Genomic DNA, 17,842 nt, shown 5'->3' with positions numbered 1-17,842 from the left:
TTGGATAATAAAAAGCTGCCATTTCTTATAGGTGAAGGGCGGAAGCGTTTACTGTCATTACTATTGTTTTTTTGGCTTGTACTCATCTTGTCAGGACTTATCAGCAGTCACATAGCATTAAGTGTGATAGAACTCTCTCAGTATTTAAGTATTATCATAGCTTTTTCTGCTGTTTTACTATTCGTTGAAGGGAAAGATATAAAAAAATTATTCTTTTTCCAATTTGGCTGGGGAGTTTTTCTTTCAATTTTGTCGATATTAGACTTGATAACTCTAGATAGAAGTGACGGCCAAAATTATTTAGTACTGGGAGTGCCGCTTGCTATTGCGTTACTGTTATCAGTAGCTTTGTTTTTCACAAAAGATTGGTGGCTGTATAGAGCTGCAGGCATTCTTGGGGTCATAATAACGGTGGGAGCATTGTCGCAGTTAGATGGAAGAGCTCCATTACTTTTTCCAATGATTCTAATCGTGGCTTACGTGATTTATTATAACTGGAAAAATGGTAATTTTTATTGGATATTTGGTACTGTGGGAGCTTTTGTCGTATTTGTAGCGGGAGCCTTCTTAATGGCTCCCGAATCAAGGATTGATAGAATGATGAGACTGTTTACAAATATTGATGAAGAGCCAAGAGTCGAAATTTATGCTTATTATCTGAAAAAGTCGTTTGATAACGTCTTGGGATACGGGTTAAAAGCTTGGAGTAATGAATCCGCCGGCGGTTATCCCCATAATTTCTTTTTAGAAGTAATGTTCAGCGCAGGTCTGCTCGGTCTTCTGCTTTCTATTATAATAACCGTACTATTTCTCACTTTTTCCTGGTTTCTCATTCGTAATTGGGGAGATCAATTTTTAGCAGTCGGGAGCGTCTTTTTGGTATTATACCTGTTTATGACCTGGAATGTTTCCTTTGAACTTTCGGGTACTTACATGTTGTTCAGCGCCATTGCGGTAGTAGGAGTTGTTTATTTTGAATTTAAAAATAAACGCCTGAACCACGCTGATTCTTATAATACTATCAACCGTTTAAAGTGACCTGGCTATTACAATGAAACACCTCATCTTATAAATAAGTTCATGAAATGGAAGGAATCCTCATGGGGAAAAAGCAACGCAGTACTCTGTTTGATATAATCACTTCTTTTGGTACTAGAATAGCAGTATTATTTGGCACATTCTTATCCTCTGTCTTAATTGCCCGGATTTTGGGGCCGGAAGGGCAGGGAATCATTGCAGCTGTTTTTGTGCTTCCTAATATGCTTTACTCACTTGCGGATCTGGGCATTCGTCAATCGGCAGCCTATTTCACCGGGCAGAAATTGTACCCAATAGACACCATTCACTCAGCGATTTTAACACTATGGGTTATTTCTTCATCATTAGCAGTGCTTGTGGTAGGTACATATTTTTATTTTTCAATGGGGAATGACTACAGCTGGCTTGTGCTGTTATTTGCCCTGGCTTCGCTGCCTTTGAAGCTTTTCCATGGTTATTATAAAGGTATCTTACACGGTAAAAATCAAATTGGAGCTATTAACATAAGTGAACTGTTAAAGGCAGGCATCTACTTCTTTGGCGTAGTCATTGTAGTGTGGGCGCTGGGATTGGGAGTGCCGGGAGGAGCTTTTGTACAATTTCTGATCCCTCTGGGAATTGCTATTTATTATTTAATAAGAGTAAACCCTTATGTAAACTGGAAGTACGAATTTGATAAAAGCGTAGCTGTGAAGATGCTAATGAAAGGTTTTCCCTATGCGTTAGCATTATTTTTATTGACATTAAACTATAAAATCGACATTATAATTCTTCGTTATTTTGTCCCTGAAGCTCAAATCGGTCTTTATTCAGTTGGCAGTAATATCGCGGAGTTGGTATGGCAGCTGCCGATGGCTATCGGTCTGGTGCTGTTTGCCAAAGGGGCCACCAGCAGAAATTCTCAAGCTACAGTACGGCGTGCTGTGAAAGTGCTCAGAGTTTCTTTTCCAATAATTATAATTATATGTTTGTTTATTATAGCTTTTGCACCAATCTTAATAAGACTGTTGTATGGTGAAGCTTATCTTGGATCGGCTACTGTACTTCAGTTATTAATGGTGGGGGTCATTGCTATATGTATATCAAAGGTTTTACACCCTGATCTGGCCGGTCGCGGTTATCCATTGTACGCTATTAAAGCTTTTATTGTTCCTTTATTTATTAATATAGGGCTTAACTTTATCTTTATTCCGGCGTGGGGGATCAATGGAGCGGCGGCGGCTTCGACTATTAGCTATGTTATTGGTGGTATTACATTTGCGATTTTATATGCTCGAAGAGAGAACTTAATGTTGAAAGATGTTTTATTCATAAACAAAGAAGATTTTGAAGAAATTAAAGCAATAATCGTAAAGAAATACCGCAATTTCAGAAAAAAATCATAAAAAGTGAATAGTAACTTCACGTTAAAGGAGGATATGGACTTTTATGAAAATTGTATTTAAAAATAGACTGTTTAACGGAGGCTCTTCGTATTCGCTGCTCGAGTACGTAAAGCATGCTAAGCGTGCAGGGCACGAAGTGGAAGTTTGGGGGACTTTGACGAAAGAAAAAGCAAGGTATGAAAAAGCAGGTATTAATCAATTAGTTCATTTCCCTCCGTTTGACTATAAGAAGCCATGGAAAAATTTAAAAATTCTTATCAGTTATATTAATAGAATACAAAAAACAAAGCCCGATTTAATAATTGATATTACGTTCCAGAACTCTATATTTACTAAGCTTGCTTCGAAAATGACCGGTGTACCGAGTCTCCATCTCATTCCGGGCATGGCTGTCCCAGGTTTTTATGCAGACGTTATGAGCCCTGACGAATTAATTGTTTTCAGCGAGGAAAACAAAAAAGAACTTACGGCACAGGGCTATAATTCTTCGGTGATTCACGTGTTCCCAAATAGAATTGATTTCTCTTTGTATCCAGAGCCGGATTCCTACGAGCCGCCAAAGGAAAAAAAGCGTTTTTTACTAGTAACCCGCATGGATAATGAAAAAATTAATTCGATCTGGACTACTTTCAGATTAGTGAAGGAAACACAGGAAGCTGCGGGCCAAGAGGTTGAATTGACGATTGCAGGAGCAGGGGCTCTATGGGAAGAAGTAAAGCGTGAAGCCGAAAAGCTTCAGGAAAATCAAAAAATAAAAGTAAATATGCTCGGGTTTATCCGGGATGTGCCGGTAGAAGTGAAAAAGCATGATTTTATTGCAGGTAAAGGCCGAAGCGTCATTGATGGTATGTATTTAAAAAAACCTAGCATTGTGGTGAATGAATCGGATCATTATGCGCTCGTAACAGAGGAAAACGTGCAGGCATTGGCGGATTATAATTTTGCGGGCAGAAATTTATCATCCTCTGACGAAGCCCATGTTTTTTCGGGCGGTGAAGAAATCAATCCCCAGGCTTTAACGAACATAAGAGAATTTATTAAAGATAATTACAGCATTGAACAAATTCACGATAAGTTAAATCAAATAATTGAAAAAAAAGGAAAGCCAAATAATGGTGTGAAATTAAATTACCCCGCCGGTATTGTGTTTTTTATAACTATTTACGGCAAAATCATTAAATACTATGCTTCGAGAAGCCTCAAAGACAAACTAAAACGAAAATAAAAGCCTTTCTTCATTAAACAGGCAAAAGGAGTATTCTATGGCTGATTTTCTGTATTCTTCCTCTCTGGCTGACAAAGAAAAAGTGGAACAGCAGCTGCAAAAGATTGATGTAGAAAACAATAAAACTCTGATCAGTCTTTCTGGAAAATGGGGAGCACTGGCTTTTTTTGAAAATCACTATCCTTACACCAGGCATGTGGAAGATAAAGACTTTGTATTAGTCCTTTTAGGCGGTCCGATTATTAAAAATACGCACATGCCCAGTGCAGGTGAAAATAAATGTCATGTTATTCTGCATGAGTGGTTTTCGAAAAAAAATACTCAGTTTGATCAATATGTTCATGGTCCCTTCTGTATAATCTGTATAGACAAAAGAAATCAACATGTACATATCGTTACAGATTTAATGAACTTTATACCTGTTTACTCCTCCTTGCACAAAAACAGTGCATCTGTGATTGCAGGGACCCACGTAGATAGCGTGGCCCGTCTTTCGGCACGGGGAAAAGATATAGATGAAGTATCGATAGCGGATTCTATATTAAACAAAGCTGTCACCTTTCCTTATACTTCCTACAAGCTGGTCAGCCAGATGAATCCTGCTACTGAGTACATAATTAAAGCTGAAGAAAAATCTATGAAAGCGGGAAGCTTTTATTGGCTGCCCACAGAAGAACCGGAGACAGATTTTGAAGAAGCTGCTCTAAATTTGCGAAAGAACTTTCATACAGTCATAGAGGACCTGAAGCTTGAAAAGCAGGAGGCAGCCGTATTAATGAGTGGAGGAGAAGATTCCAGAGTGCTTCTGAATGCTCTCCCTTTAGAAACAAAAAAGAACGGATTTATATTTCTTGATGCGCCAAATAAGGAACTATCAATTGCCAGGCGCATTGCAAAATTGTATGGAGTGGATCTTCGTGCTGGGTTTCGCAGCCCCACGTATTATCTGGATGCCTTGTATAGCGTATCAGAGATGCTCGGAAGTGATCACAAGTTTTTTCATGCCCATGCCTATGGGTGCCACCGGATTTTCCGCCTCAAAGAGTACACAGCGGTTTTAGGGGGGCTGGGAGCAGATGCATATTACAAGGGAAGAAGAATTAAAAATTTGTATAAGCATAAAGTTAAAGGGATCAAATACAAGCTGGATACGTTAGATAAAGACGAGCAGTCGACGAATAAATATTTATCGAGCTACAGCAAGCAGTATGATTTTGTGAAAAAAGAAATTTATTCTGCTATTTATGACAGACGCAAAGCGCATAAAGAATTTATTAAAACATTCCGTCCCGGCAGTGCGAGTGAATGGATAGAGCTTTGGCCGGCAGCGATGAATCATAACATGGCTAATTTCTTCAGTCACCGCCGTTTATTCAGAAACTATGAGCCGTATTTACACAATGAAGTATTAAAAATAGCTGCAAATGTGCCGCAGGAGTTTAAAATGAACAGGCGTTTGTTTCATGCAGCTTTTCAGCCGGATTTCCGTAAATCAAAGTTCATCTCTCATGCCAATGGGTCTTTTCCTTATTTCAATGCCAAAATTAATTTTCCAATTATGGCAGGAGCGCTTTTGGGTGGGAAGTTAATTAACTACGTTCGTTCCTCAAAGGTAAAGCAGGAATCATGGCCGGATTGGGAAGAAACAACTCAGGCACATAGAGGCTGGATAGCGAAGGAACTGGACGACAATAAAGCAGAAAATATAATGAATTTAATAAGCAGCCGGAATTTATCACTGGAAGAAATTTTAAACGGCTTGGATGGACGAGAGCAGGTTTCGCTTCTTCAGCTGGCGCATAATCTTCATCGGGAAGATCAAAAGTAAGTAATAAAATCATGAAGTAAAAAACACCCATTTTAGGGTGTTTTTTACTGCTGAAAATTTTAAGCCAATCTCCCGATTAATTTGTTTAAAACTGCGGGAGGCAGAAGCAAAGCGAAGAGCTTGACGCGCGGATATTGAATCAGACCTTTGATCGCCCAGGCTATCGCAGTCTTATAGCTCACTCCGTGTGTTTTCCTTGCTACGTAATGGTACCAGTCACTTTTAAGACGCCTTTTCTCGAGCGAAGAAAACGACTCGATTTCCTTATTGTATTTATTAAGAAGATAATGAATGGCTTTTCCGTGCAGGTCGCTGCGGCTGCTTATCTGTCTGCCTTTTTGTTTAGATACTGTGTACCGAACATTGCAGCCTATATCATAGTCAACCTCAGTAACCCGTACAAGCCTTATCCAAAGGTCATAGTCCTGCCTCGCAACTGCAGAAGTATCAAAGCCGCCCACCCGTTCAAACAGGTTTTTTCTGACAGCTACTCCGGATGTAACACCAATGAAATTGTTAAAGAGAATATCCGGCCAGCCGTTACCCCGTTTTTTGGGTTCGATTCTACGCAGTACTGTATCGCGGTCCTCAGCATCAACCACCTTCCGTCCGGTATAAACCAGACCTACCTCCTGATGATGGTCGAAAATAGTTAATTGATCTTCAATTTTTTGAGGCTCCCACGTATCGTCATCATCCAAAAACATGAGTATATCCCCGGTGGCCTTGGCCGCTCCTTCATTTCTTCTTGCAGCTCCGCCAAGGCTTTCTTCGTGATAAAAGTATTGTACAGAAGACAAAAATCCGCTGTCTGATGTTTGGGACAGATCATAGGAGGAGCCGTCATCCATCACGATAATTTCAGCCGCCTGGCGGCTCTGGGCCAGAACGCTTTGAATTGCGGCCTGAAGCTCTTTTTGTCTGTTTTTTGTAGTAATAATTACAGAGGCTTTCACATAGACACCGCCTTAAAATTAATATGTATTATCTGCCATAGTATAACATGGGAAATGAAAAGTAAGGCAGGTGAAAATTAGAAAGCAAAGCTGGAACATCCAATAGGGCTAATTCATCTATCTATCTGGAAGAAAATTCGTTAAAATAATATTTATATCAAAGTTTTTATTTTTTCATTGCTCTTCTAAAATAAACGAAAAGAAAGGAAGAATTATGGCCCAATATAGTTTTATTGAAAAGCGATTAGCAAGATTGATCGAATCCAACCCGAAAATTAAAAAAACTGCTAAATTTCTATACCAACGTGTGCAATATGCTCTTCACCGAAAGAAGAATTTTACATATAAAACGCATCCAGAAGTAAAGCTCGAGAATCCTTATGAACATTTTGGTCTAAAACCCTCCAGTGCTTCATTATTTTTTGGGTATTATGACAGAAAGCCCTGGAATCCTCTGCAGACACGTCTTGCTTATCATCGCTTAAACGAAGCATCCGAGTGGGAAATTGTAGCGATCGACAGAGAAAAGCAGCAGGAAGTTACCGCAGAAACAACAACAGCTTTTAATTTTCAGCAGGGCTCCATGACCTGCTGGCTCGATGAAGACCGTCTTCTATACAATAATTTTGCGGCAGGAAAGCTTGTGGCCCGGCAGTTTAATGTAAAATCCGAACAAGTGGAAGCTACGTACTCCATGCCTCTTCAAACACTTCACCCAGGCGAAAATACCTTTTTGTCTATTAATTTTAAAAACTTAACCCGGCTGAACCCTGAATACGGCTATGAAGGGGAGTCCATGAATCTTCATCCATTTCTTCCAAGGGAGGAAGACGGAATATGGAAAGTGAACATGGCTACGCAGAAAACCGAACTCCTTATTACTATCAAACAATTAATTGAACATAAATTCAGACCAGAGATGGAAGGGGCTGAGCATAAAGTCAATCATGTGATGTACTCTCCTTCCGGGAAACAGTTTATCTTCATGCACCGCTGGATCGGAAAGCAGGGACGATACACAAGGCTATATGCTGCAGCGGCAGACGGGAGCAGCCTGCGTCTGCTTCTGGACGACCGCATGGTCTCTCATTGCTGCTGGTATAACGACGACGAAATCATCGCCTGGGCACGGACAGAAGCTCGCGGAGACCATTACTACTGGTTGAATACAAACACTTCGGATGCTTCTATTTTAGGGGAAGGGGTGCTGGATCAGTTCGGGGACGGACATCCTTCGATATCGCCGGATCAGAACTGGCTGGTCACAGATACGTATCCAGATAAATCGCGGATTCGCCATCTTTTCCTATACAATTTGAACTCCGGGAAACTTGTGGAGGCAGGACAATTTTTCGCCCCATGGGCCTTTGATTTGAGTAAACGAGCGGATCTGCATCCAAGATGGAGTCCGGATGGAAAATACATTTCGATCGACTCTTCACATGAAGGACTAAGAAAATCATATATACTCGACGTGTCTTCGCTTATTGGTAAAAAATGAAAAGAGACTGAATGGAACAATACTACCAGGCAAGCGGGTCTTGCTGATGAATAACGGAGGAGTGTAATGATACTAGTAACCGGAAGCAGTGGTTTTATAGGAATGTATGCAGCAGAAAGGCTGCTTCAGGAAGGAAAAGAAGTCGTTGGTATCGATAACCACAACGACTATTACGATATTAATTTAAAAAAGACAAGGCAGGAGCGGCTGGCTTTATATGAAAATTTCCACTTTCACGAGATTGATTTAGCCGATGCTTCTGCTTTGGAAAAAGTATTTTCTGAGTATGAAATAGAAGTGGTCATTAATTTAGGTGCTCAGGCAGGTGTCCGCTACAGTCTGGATCGTCCCGATAAATACATTCAGTCCAATATTGTCGGCTTCTCCAACATTTTGGAAATGTGCCGGCGCCATCAGGTAAAACATCTGATTTATGCATCTTCAAGCTCCGTGTACGGGGCAAACAAAAAAATGCCGTTCTCCCCGGAGGACGGCGTGAATCATCCCGTCAGCCTTTATGCGGCAACGAAAAAGTCTAACGAGCTGCTTGCACATACGTACAGTCACCTGTACAGTCTTCCTACCACAGGTCTCAGATTTTTCACGGTATATGGGCCGCTTGGCCGTCCGGACATGGCTTATTTTAAATTCGCCAATAAAATCGTGAACGACGAGCCGATCCAGGTGTATAATAACGGGGACATGATGCGGGACTTTACGTATATCGATGATATTGTGGAGGGCATTGTGCGCTTGATCCCGGAGACGCCAGCCGGTGATCCTGAATGGGACGCAGGGAATCCTGACCCCTCGACGAGCTATGCTCCTTATAGAGTATACAATATCGGGAATAATCAGCCGGTGGTTCTGATGGAATTCATCGAAACGCTGGAAAAGCACCTGGGCATGGAAGCCCGGAAGGAATATATGCCGATGCAGCCGGGAGATGTGCAGGCAACTTACGCAAACATTGACAGCCTGCAGCAGGCCGTCGGATTTAAGCCGGTCACTACGCTTGATCAGGGCATTAAAAAATTTGTGGATTGGTACAAAGCCTTTTACCCGGAACACTTTTCTGAGCGCTCTGCCCCTCGTGATGTTGAAAATAAAAGATAGTTTTCGTTTATTATGTAAAACAAAAGTAATAAGTGGAGTATGCAGCGTTCGTTATTAATGTATTAGAAGTTTAAAAATTGCATTTATTTTTCTGTTATAGTTCGGGTATGCTAAGCTAAATGCAATTAATTTTTCTTGTTTTTACTTGTAAAAGGGGTATCGATATATATGAAATCATCAAATTATACAGATGGATTGAAGCAGGAAAAAAGGAGCTCTTCTCCATACTATGAAGTGAATGGCGGGAAGCCGCTCAAAGGTTCTGTTGAAGTGCCAGGGGCTAAGAATGCGGCTCTCCCGGCCCTGGTTGCCGCTTCCCTGACAGAAGAAAAAGTGACCTTGCATCAAGTTCCTACTCATTTGAATGACGTGAAGCTGTTAACTTCTCTTCTTGAAGATATAGGAGTAGAAATCGTGTCACAGGGGGAGGGTACTATTACAGTTCAAAAAAAGGCTTGGAAGGATGCCGGATTGAATCGTGAAAAAGCAAGTAAAATTCGGCACTCCCTGCTGCTTCTTGGAGGAAGTGCCCGCTGGGAGGAGCCTCTTTTTCTCCCAGTACCAGGGGGCTGTAATATAGGAAGCAGAAAACATGATCTTCATACGCTTGCTTTAGGTACGTTAGGGCACCAAGCAGAAGAAACAGATGAAGGAATTGTATTCACACCTTCACCGTCTAAACAAGATGAAGAAATTTCTTTTCATTACCCGACTTTTGGTGGTACGCTTAACGTTATGTTTGCAGCAGCTGTACGTAGTGGTACTCGTACTGTGCTTAAGAACGCGGCTGTTAACCCGGAAGTTATCGATGTCATGAAGTTGATGAATAAGATGGGGGCTAAAATTTCATGGGCTGAAGATGACTTAAATACAATGATCATTGATGGAGTGCAGGACCTTCACGGAGCGTCCCATGACGTTATTGGCGATAGGATCATTGTATCCACGTTGATTTCGGCTGTAGGAGCTGCAAAAGGGAAGGTTAGAATTTACAACGCGAGCACTCAGTTTCTCCAAAATGAAGTCCGTGTATGGCGCGAAGCCGGTTTAAGTATTGAAGACTCTGAAGAGAATTATTTGGATGTAGAGTGGAAGCAGCCGCTAAAAGCTATTTCTATTGAAACTTCCGCTTATCCTGGTTTTCATACAGATATTCAGCCATTGCATGGTGTGATGATGGCCAGAGCAGATGGGGAAACCTCTATCAAAGAAACAATTTTGGATGGTCGTTTTCAATACGTATGGGAACTAAATAAACTAGGAGCCAGTGGTTCGGTAAAAGACGGAGGCTTTCTGTGCGTAAATGGAGCAAAAGGACAGATTGCTTCTTTCATGGGCACTAAAGAATGGCGAGGGTCGGAAGATCTTGTGGCCCGTGATATTCGAGGGGGGGCTGCCGTGGTGATTGGTGCCCTGGCAGCAGAAGGTAAAAGCATTATTACTAACGTCTATCAGGTTGAGCGTGGGTACCAGGATCTCGCGCAGCTTTTCCAGAAAATTGGTGGAGACATTGAAAGAAAAGCATAAGTTCAAAGGTTTTCCCGATATATTACAGTAAAAAAAGGCTGCAGTCCACGTTCGGACTGCAGCCTTTTTTTACTGTATTTAGTTAATTTCTTCGATACTTAAAATATTCGATTTCATCGCGTTTGAATCAACTGCACTCCGGAACTGGTCACCGGTAAGAGTAATTGTTCCTTTTTCCATGATTACCTTGATGCTTTGAAGACGTTCGTTTTTCATCGTTGGCTGAAGGGCAAGAACCTCGCCTTTACTTTCATTTTTGAAATAATCAACAGCTGAGAGCTCTTTTAGTGAAAAGGATTCGGTCCAGCTCACCTGGTTGTACCGGGATGGGTCGTAAGGGTCCGGGACGCCGATCAGGTAGCCGACATTATTTCCCCATACGTCTGCAGCATCCACGGTGTGGCCGCTTGCAGAAGCGGAATAGACACCTTCCACCAGCCGGCCGTTATAGTGAATGGCCTGGCCGCTCGTGGACTGAATGGCATTTAGAATGGTCGGACTGTTATGAGAACCGGTAGGAACACCGTGATAAACCTGTGAACGAGTATCGTTATACACATCGAAGGTGCCGGAGGTTTTCATTTTTGTCATCGCATATGAGCGTGCGGCAACTGCCTGGGCTTTGTATGCATCCGGTTCATTCCAGCTAGTATACATTTCGTATGGAACGACGCCTTCAAGATACGTATCGATACTCACGTGGTTAACAACGTCCATCACCCAGCTGCTTGTATACTTACCTTCTACGAGGCTTTTGGGAAAATGAATTTCACCCTTGTAGGTGACGTCGTTGTATTCGATGGTACCGCTGGTTGAACTTACTGCGTAAATCGGATCGGTGGTCGTTTTTTCCGACCCGTTATTTGTGACGGTATACGTCCCGTTTCCGCCCGAGCCGTATGTGATTGTAGTGGAGCCGGAAACATTTTCGAACAGCGTGTCTCCATTCGTTGTCACAATGCTGTAAGCAGAGGAGCTTTCGATATCAGCAGAGTTTTTCTGAGTGTCTCCGAGAAGTACACGCATCGTTTTATTTTTGTAGCTGTCGCTGTTCACTACATCGATGCCGGTATAATAATGCTTTAGTATTTTCTCATAGCCGTATCCCTGCTGGGCCATGCCGTAGGCACCCCACTGAGTCATGCCGACACCGTGGCCGAATCGCTGTTTGCCAGAGAACACGTAGGTGGTGCCCCGCTTTTCAACGAGCGAGCTCAAGGTCTGGGCGTTCGCCGCTCCACTTGCAGAAAGGCCATTGGCAGACTGATAGGCTTTGACCTGATCAGCAGTCAACTGATCATACGTGCTTGAGGTGTTAGTGCTGTAGCCAGCAGCTTCAAGATACTGTTTCAGCGTGATGACACTGTCTCCGCTGTCTCCTTGACCCAATACGGAAGTGAATGGTGATGGAATAGATGCATTCATTTCACCCTCCAAAGCTTCTTTTAATTTTGAAAGTGTTGCAGGATCCGCTACCCCATTGACGGTTAGCCCATAATCGCGCTGGAAGGCCTTAACGGCCGCTTCCGTTTTTGGGCCGAAGTGTTCATTCGGCTCGGCGATGTCAAGATAGCCCAGGGTGTACAGGTCCTGCTTCACCGCTTTTGCTTCAGGGCTGCGTACACCGTCCTTAAGAACGGTGCTGGAACTATCTTCCGAACTGCTGTCATCGCTGGCGTCGTCCGCCGGCGGGTTCTGCATCACCTCGCGGAGTTTTGCGAGCGTTTTTGGTCCCGCTATCCCGTCGACATACAGGTTATGCTCACGCTGGAAGGCTTTGACGGCGGCTTCCGTTTGCGGGCCGAAATGTTCATTCGGCTCGTCGATGTCAAGATAGCCCAGGGTGTACAGGTCCTGCTTCATCGCTTTTGCTTCGGCGCTGCGTACACCGTCCTTAAGAACGGTGCTGGAACTATCCTCCGAACTGCTGTCATCGCTGGCGTCGTCCGCCGGCGGGTTCTTCATCACCTCGCGGAGTTTTGCGAGCGTTTTTGGTCCCGCTATCCCGTCGACATACAGGTTATGCTCACGCTGGAAGGCTTTGACCGCGGCTTCCGTTTTTGGGCCGAAGTGTTCATTCGGCTCGTCGATGTCAAGGTAGCCCAGGGTGTATAGATCTTCCTTCACGGCTTTCGCTTCAGGGCTGCGTACGCCGTCCTTTAGGACCGTAGCGGTACTGATTGGCTTTTCGTCCGTTTTGTCGGCGGTGTTATTTTGATTCAGTACTTTGGTGATTTCAGCAAGCGTGTTCGGTCCGGCGACGCCGTCCACCACAAGGCCCTGGTCGCGCTGGAACGCTTTAACCGCGGCTTCCGTTTTCGGGCCGAAGCGCTCGTTCGGGTCAGCAATGTCAAGGTAGCCGAGCGTATACAGGTCTGCTTTCATCGCCTGCGCTGCCGGGCTCGTGACGCCGTCCTTGAGGACACGGCTGGAGCTGTCATCCCTGCTGGCGTCGTCTGCCGGCGGGTTCTGCATCACCTCGCGGAGTTTTGCGAGCGTTTTTGGTCCCGCTATCCCGTCGACATACAGGTTATGCTCGCGCTGAAAGGCTTTGACGGCGGCTTCCGTTTTCGGGCCGAAGTGTTCATTCGGCTCGGCGATGTCGAGGTAGCCGAGGGTGTACAGGTCCTGCTTCACCGCTTTCGCTGCGGGACTGCGCACGCCGTCCTTCAGAACCGTATTGGTACTGACTGGCTTCTCGTCTTTATCGACGGCGGTGTTGTTTTGCTTCAGTACTTCATTCAGCTTCGCCAGCGTGTTCGGTCCGGCGACACCGTCCACGACAAGGCCCTGGTCGCGCTGGAAGGCTTTAACGGCGGCTTCCGTTTTCGGGCCGAAGCGCTCGTTCGGGTCAGCAATGTCGAGGTAGCCGAGCGTGTACAGGTTCTGTTTCATCACCTGGGCTGCGGGACTGGTGACGCCGTCCTTCAAGACGGTCTCCGTGCTAACTTTATCAGTCTCCTTCTTGTCGGAGGTATCGTTTTTCTTCAACACTTCACTCAGCTTCGCCAGCGTGTTTGGCCCGGCGACACCGTCCACGACAAGGCCCTGGTCGCGCTGGAAGGCTTTAACGGCGGCTTCTGTCTGCGGGCCGAAGCGCTCGTTCGGGTCAGCAATGTCGAGGTAGCCGAGCGTGTACAGGTTCTGTTTCATCACCTGGGCTGCGGGACTGTTGACACCGTCCTTCAGAACTGTATCGGTACTTATTGGCTTATCGTTCTTTTTGGCAGTGGTGTCGTTTTGCTTCAGCACCTCGTTCAGCTTCGCCAGCGTGTTCGGTCCGGCGACCCCATCCACAACAAGGCCCTGGTCGCGCTGGAAGGCTTTAACGGCGGCTTCCGTCTGCGGACCGAAGCGCTCGTTCGGATCAGCAATGTCGAGGTAGCCCAGGGTATACAGATTTTCTTTCATCGCCTGCGCCGCCGGGCTAGTGACGCCGTCCTTCAGAATTGTGCTGCTGGTTTCTTTCATAATATTTGCCGAAGAAAAGGTTCTAGCCGATAATACAAAAGTTCTTTCTTTTTGTGGCTCAGCCTTATCCTGCTTTTCTGTATCTTTATTTTCACTGCCAGAGTTCTCATCCGCAGAAGTGGAGGTGTTCTCTTGGATTGTATCTTCAGTTGACTGCTTTTCCTGAGTGGTTTCTTCCTCTTTATTATCAGAGCCAGACTGATCTTTAATTTCTGTTTTTTGTGAATCCTCTTCGGAATTTTCCACTGCAGACTCTTCCTCTAATTCCTGATTTTCTCCCTCTTCTGAGGAGCTCTCAATGGAAGATTCATCTATATCATCCTTTAGCTCACTATTTTCCTCTTCAGAAGTATCACCCGAACTGGAGTGGTCAGTGGAGGTGTCTTCCGGCACATCTTCTTCTGAATCTGTGTTAATAGAAGCTTCATTCTCTTCTATGCTTTTCACGTCATCGAGAATACTTTCAAGCAATTCCCGATCAGCTTCTCCGGTCACTTCAAAGCTGTTTTGTTCCTGGTAATCTGAAATATGTATAGACGTATCGCTATCGAATAAAGTGTCTGCTTCTTGAAGGGGATAGCCTAAAACAATCAAAGCTTCTTCGAGTTCCTTTACTTCAGAAGCTTCTGTTCCCTCCGCCATGTATAATTCATTGCTGTTATTTTCTTCATTGGCCTGGGCCGTGTCAGCGGTGGCGAAACTACCTAAAGAAATAGAAACGATAAACGAACTGAAAAATATAATTTTTTTAGATGAAACCATACTCAGCCTCCTAATTAAGTTGTACGTATATATTATCGTCCTAACTAAAAAAAATTACATACAAAAGCATAGTTCAAAAGATTTACATAATTTAAAATGTAAATACGATAAGAAAAAATAATTCTTTAGGACTAATTATAACAAGATGAAAATGAAATTTAGTGTATAAGAATAAAATTAAAAAATAACGATAAAAACAGACTATATTGGGTTTTTTATGAGGGGGGTATATAATCACGATAAATTTTTTTGCATAATAATTACCTATTGATTGATTCTTAAGTCCTAATTAGAATAAATACATGCACAAAATCAATTTATAAAAAGAGGAGTGAGGAAGTAATCAAGATGTCTAAAAACTTCATATGTGTCTTAGCTGGCGTTTTGCTCGCTATTTCGTTTGTATTGTCTACGTCAACTCCAGCCAATGCAGCTTCCAATATCGTTAAATACGGAGACAACAGTTCGCAGGCACAGGAACTGAAAGAGGATCTGTATGAACTTGGTTATTTGGATATAGCGAACCCGACTAAATACTTCGGTAGGCAAACAGAACGAGCGGTGGAAAATTTCCAAAAAGACCATTCGCTGACTGTGGACGGAGTTGCTGGACCAAATACATTCTCCAAGATAAACGAAATCATACATAGCAAATCTTCTGGAGGCAGCAATACAGACAGTAGCGTGCTGAAAGACGGCGTCACCAGCCCGGCGGCGAAGGCAATGAAAAAGGACCTGTATACACTCGGGTACCTCGACATTGCTGAGCCGAATGAACGCTTCGGCCCGCAGACGGAAGCCGCGGTCAAAGCCTTTCAGCGCGACCAGGGTCTTGTGGTGGACGGCGTGGCCGGTCCGAACACGCTGGCTGAAATCGCCAAAGTGCTGAAAGCTTCGTCGAACGACGACAAAAATGACAGTGCAGACAGTGACAGCAGTGTCCTCAAGGACGGCGTGCGCAGCCCTGAAGCGAAAGCGGTGAAGCAGGATCTGTACACGCTCGGATACCTCGACATTGCCGAGCCGAATGAACACTTCGGCCCGCAGACGGAAGCTGCTGTTAAAGCCTTCCAGCGTGAGCATAACCTGTATGTCGACGGTGTAGCGGGACCAAAAACACTCGCGAAACTCCGTGACGTTATGAAGAACCCGCCGGCAGACGACGCCAGCAGTGCAGACAGTGACAGCGGTGTCCTCAAGAACGGCGTCACGAGCCCGGCAGCACAGGCCATGAAAGCAGACCTGTATACACTCGGATATCTCGACATTGCTGACCCGAATGAACGCTTCGGCCCGCAGACGGAAGCCGCGGTCAAAGCCTTCCAGCGCGACCAAGGCCTCGTGGTGGACGGCGTCGCCGGTCCAAACACGCTTGCTGAAATCGCCAAAGTGCTAAAAGCTTCGTCGGGTGACAGCAAGAGTGAAGACGACAGCGCAGACAGCGACAGCAGCACGCTCCTCAAGGACGGCGTAACAAGCCCGGCGGCGCAGGCGATGAAAGCAGACCTGTATACGCTCGGATATCTCGACATTGCTGAGCCAAATGAGCGCTTCGGTCCGCAGACGGAAGCCGCTGTTAAAGCCTTTCAGCGCGACCAGGGCCTCGTGGTGGACGGCGTCGCCGGACCAAACACGCTGGCGAAAATCAGCGAAGTTTTAAAGGATGCATCGAAGGATGACAGTAACGGTGACGCAAGTAAGGACAGCGACAGCACGCTTCTGAAAAACGGAGTGAGCAGCAAAGCAGCCCAATTACTGAAAACCGACCTTTATACACTGGGCTATCTGGACATTTCCGAACCGAATGAACGCTTCGGTCCTCAGACAGAAGCAGCGGTGAAGGATTTCCAGCGTGATCACAGCTTGACTGTCGACGGTGTGGCGGGTCCAAATACTCTGTCTAAGCTTCGGGAAGTACTGAAGACCCCGCCGGCAGAAGACGACAGCAATGACAGTCAACCTGAAAGTGGCTCTGATTCACTTCTGAAAGATGGAGTAACGAGCCCGGCGGCAAAAGCGATGAAAGAAGATCTTTATACACTCGGCTATTTGGATATAGCGAACCCAAACGAGCGCTTTGGCCCTCAGACAGAAGCGGCGGTTAAAGAATTCCAGCGTGACCATGGTTTATACGTAGATGGTGTAGCTGGTCCGAAGACACTCTCGAAAATCAGCGAAGTTCTCAGTACCAAAGGGAGCGACAATGAAGAAAGCGACGTAGGCGATCCAGGAAACTACGGATCGATTTCGATTATGAAGATAGGCACCACTTACGACGGTGTAATTCAGCTGAAGCTTGACCTTGAAGCACTTGGTTTCATGAGTGTAAGCAATCCCTCCAATCAATTCGATTCTGCCACGGATAAGGCTGTAAAAGATTTTCAACGTTCTAAAAATCTTGCAGTCGACGGGGTAGCCGGACCGAATACGATGAAAGCTCTGCGTGCAGCATTAAACGTAGAAGAAACGTATCCATCTGAATCCGCCGTATCCGGCAAAACAATTGTTTTGGACGCCGGGCACGGAGGCAGTGATCCAGGAGCGGTTGCGAATGGATTAAGAGAAAAAGATATTAATCTCGAAACAACAAAATACCTTGCAAGTAAATTGCGTGCAGCTGGTGCCAATGTAGTGATGACACGCGAATCCGATAAGTACTTGACGCTTTCCCAACGCTCTTCTATCGGAAACAGAGCCAATGCAGACGCCTTTATCAGCGTTCACACAAACGCAGGCGGCGGTAATGGTATCGAGACTTACTGGTACAGCAAGTACGAACGTGCTGAAAGTAAAGAACTCGCTGAAGAAATTCAGGCTGGAATGATCCGGGCAACCTCTGGTCGTGATCGTGGTGTGAAACAAGGTAATTTCCACGTGATCCGGGAAACAAAAGTACCATCCGTGTTGGTGGAACTTGGTTTCATCGATAATTCCACAGAAGCTTCCTACCTAAAGCAGAGCTCCTACAGAGAAAAGCTCGCGGAAGGAATCTATCAGGGAACAAATTCTTACTTCAGTAAAAATTAATAGCAA

Annotated in this window: 10 protein-coding genes; 8 read left to right on the top strand and 2 right to left on the bottom strand. The window is 44.7% G+C overall.

The window, feature by feature from the left end:
- From CHL76_RS01425 to CHL76_RS01410, 4 genes are all read left to right on the top strand, one after another.
- Positions 1-1,038, top strand: coding sequence for an O-antigen ligase family protein (locus CHL76_RS01425; protein WP_143747430.1), 1,038 nt, complete (start codon positions 1-3; stop codon positions 1,036-1,038).
- Between the two features lie 62 nt (positions 1,039-1,100).
- Positions 1,101-2,423: a flippase gene (locus CHL76_RS01420; protein WP_158219027.1), complete on the top strand. Its 1,323-nt coding sequence runs from the start codon at positions 1,101-1,103 to the stop codon at positions 2,421-2,423.
- Between the two features lie 43 nt (positions 2,424-2,466).
- Positions 2,467-3,648: a glycosyltransferase family 4 protein gene (locus CHL76_RS01415; protein WP_094907651.1), complete on the top strand. Its 1,182-nt coding sequence runs from the start codon at positions 2,467-2,469 to the stop codon at positions 3,646-3,648.
- Positions 3,649-3,685: 37 nt separating this feature from the next.
- Positions 3,686-5,476, top strand: a complete 1,791-nt coding sequence (locus tag CHL76_RS01410; protein ID WP_094907650.1) for an asparagine synthetase B family protein — start codon at positions 3,686-3,688, stop codon at positions 5,474-5,476.
- A gap of 59 nt (positions 5,477-5,535) precedes the next feature.
- Here the strand turns inward: CHL76_RS01410 and CHL76_RS01405 are convergent, their stop codons facing one another.
- Positions 5,536-6,432, bottom strand: a complete 897-nt coding sequence (locus CHL76_RS01405) for a glycosyltransferase family 2 protein (protein ID WP_094907649.1) — start codon at positions 6,430-6,432, stop codon at positions 5,536-5,538.
- A gap of 214 nt (positions 6,433-6,646) precedes the next feature.
- Between CHL76_RS01405 and CHL76_RS01400 the strand changes: the two genes are divergently transcribed.
- The 3 genes from CHL76_RS01400 (at position 6,647) to CHL76_RS01390 (ending at position 10,576) form a co-directional block, all read left to right on the top strand.
- Positions 6,647-7,933 carry a TolB family protein gene (locus CHL76_RS01400; RefSeq protein ID WP_094907648.1) on the top strand — a complete coding sequence of 429 codons (1,287 nt, stop codon included), beginning with the start codon at positions 6,647-6,649 and terminating at the stop codon, positions 7,931-7,933.
- 66 nt (positions 7,934-7,999) lie between these two features.
- Positions 8,000-9,049 carry an NAD-dependent epimerase gene (locus CHL76_RS01395; protein ID WP_094907647.1) on the top strand — a complete coding sequence of 350 codons (1,050 nt, stop codon included), beginning with the start codon at positions 8,000-8,002 and terminating at the stop codon, positions 9,047-9,049.
- Between the two features lie 168 nt (positions 9,050-9,217).
- Entirely contained in the window at positions 9,218-10,576 is a 1,359-nt protein-coding gene (locus CHL76_RS01390) for a UDP-N-acetylglucosamine 1-carboxyvinyltransferase (RefSeq protein ID WP_094907646.1), read from the top strand.
- Between the two features lie 78 nt (positions 10,577-10,654).
- Here CHL76_RS01390 and CHL76_RS01385 read toward each other — a convergent pair whose 3' ends face one another.
- Positions 10,655-14,809 carry a peptidoglycan-binding protein gene (locus CHL76_RS01385; RefSeq protein WP_094907645.1) on the bottom strand — a complete coding sequence of 1,385 codons (4,155 nt, stop codon included), beginning with the start codon at positions 14,807-14,809 and terminating at the stop codon, positions 10,655-10,657.
- A gap of 348 nt (positions 14,810-15,157) precedes the next feature.
- Here CHL76_RS01385 and CHL76_RS01380 point away from each other — a divergent pair, with 348 nt between their 5' ends.
- Positions 15,158-17,836 carry an N-acetylmuramoyl-L-alanine amidase gene (locus CHL76_RS01380; protein WP_094907644.1) on the top strand — a complete coding sequence of 893 codons (2,679 nt, stop codon included), beginning with the start codon at positions 15,158-15,160 and terminating at the stop codon, positions 17,834-17,836.
- Positions 17,837-17,842 lie beyond the last annotated feature (6 nt).

Origin of the sequence: Marinococcus halophilus (assembly GCF_002265875.1) — a bacterium.
Taxonomy (GTDB): Bacteria; Bacillota; Bacilli; order Bacillales; family Marinococcaceae; genus Marinococcus; species Marinococcus halophilus.
Note: the sequence above shows the minus strand (reverse complement) of the source record. Positions and strands in the feature narration are given on the sequence as shown.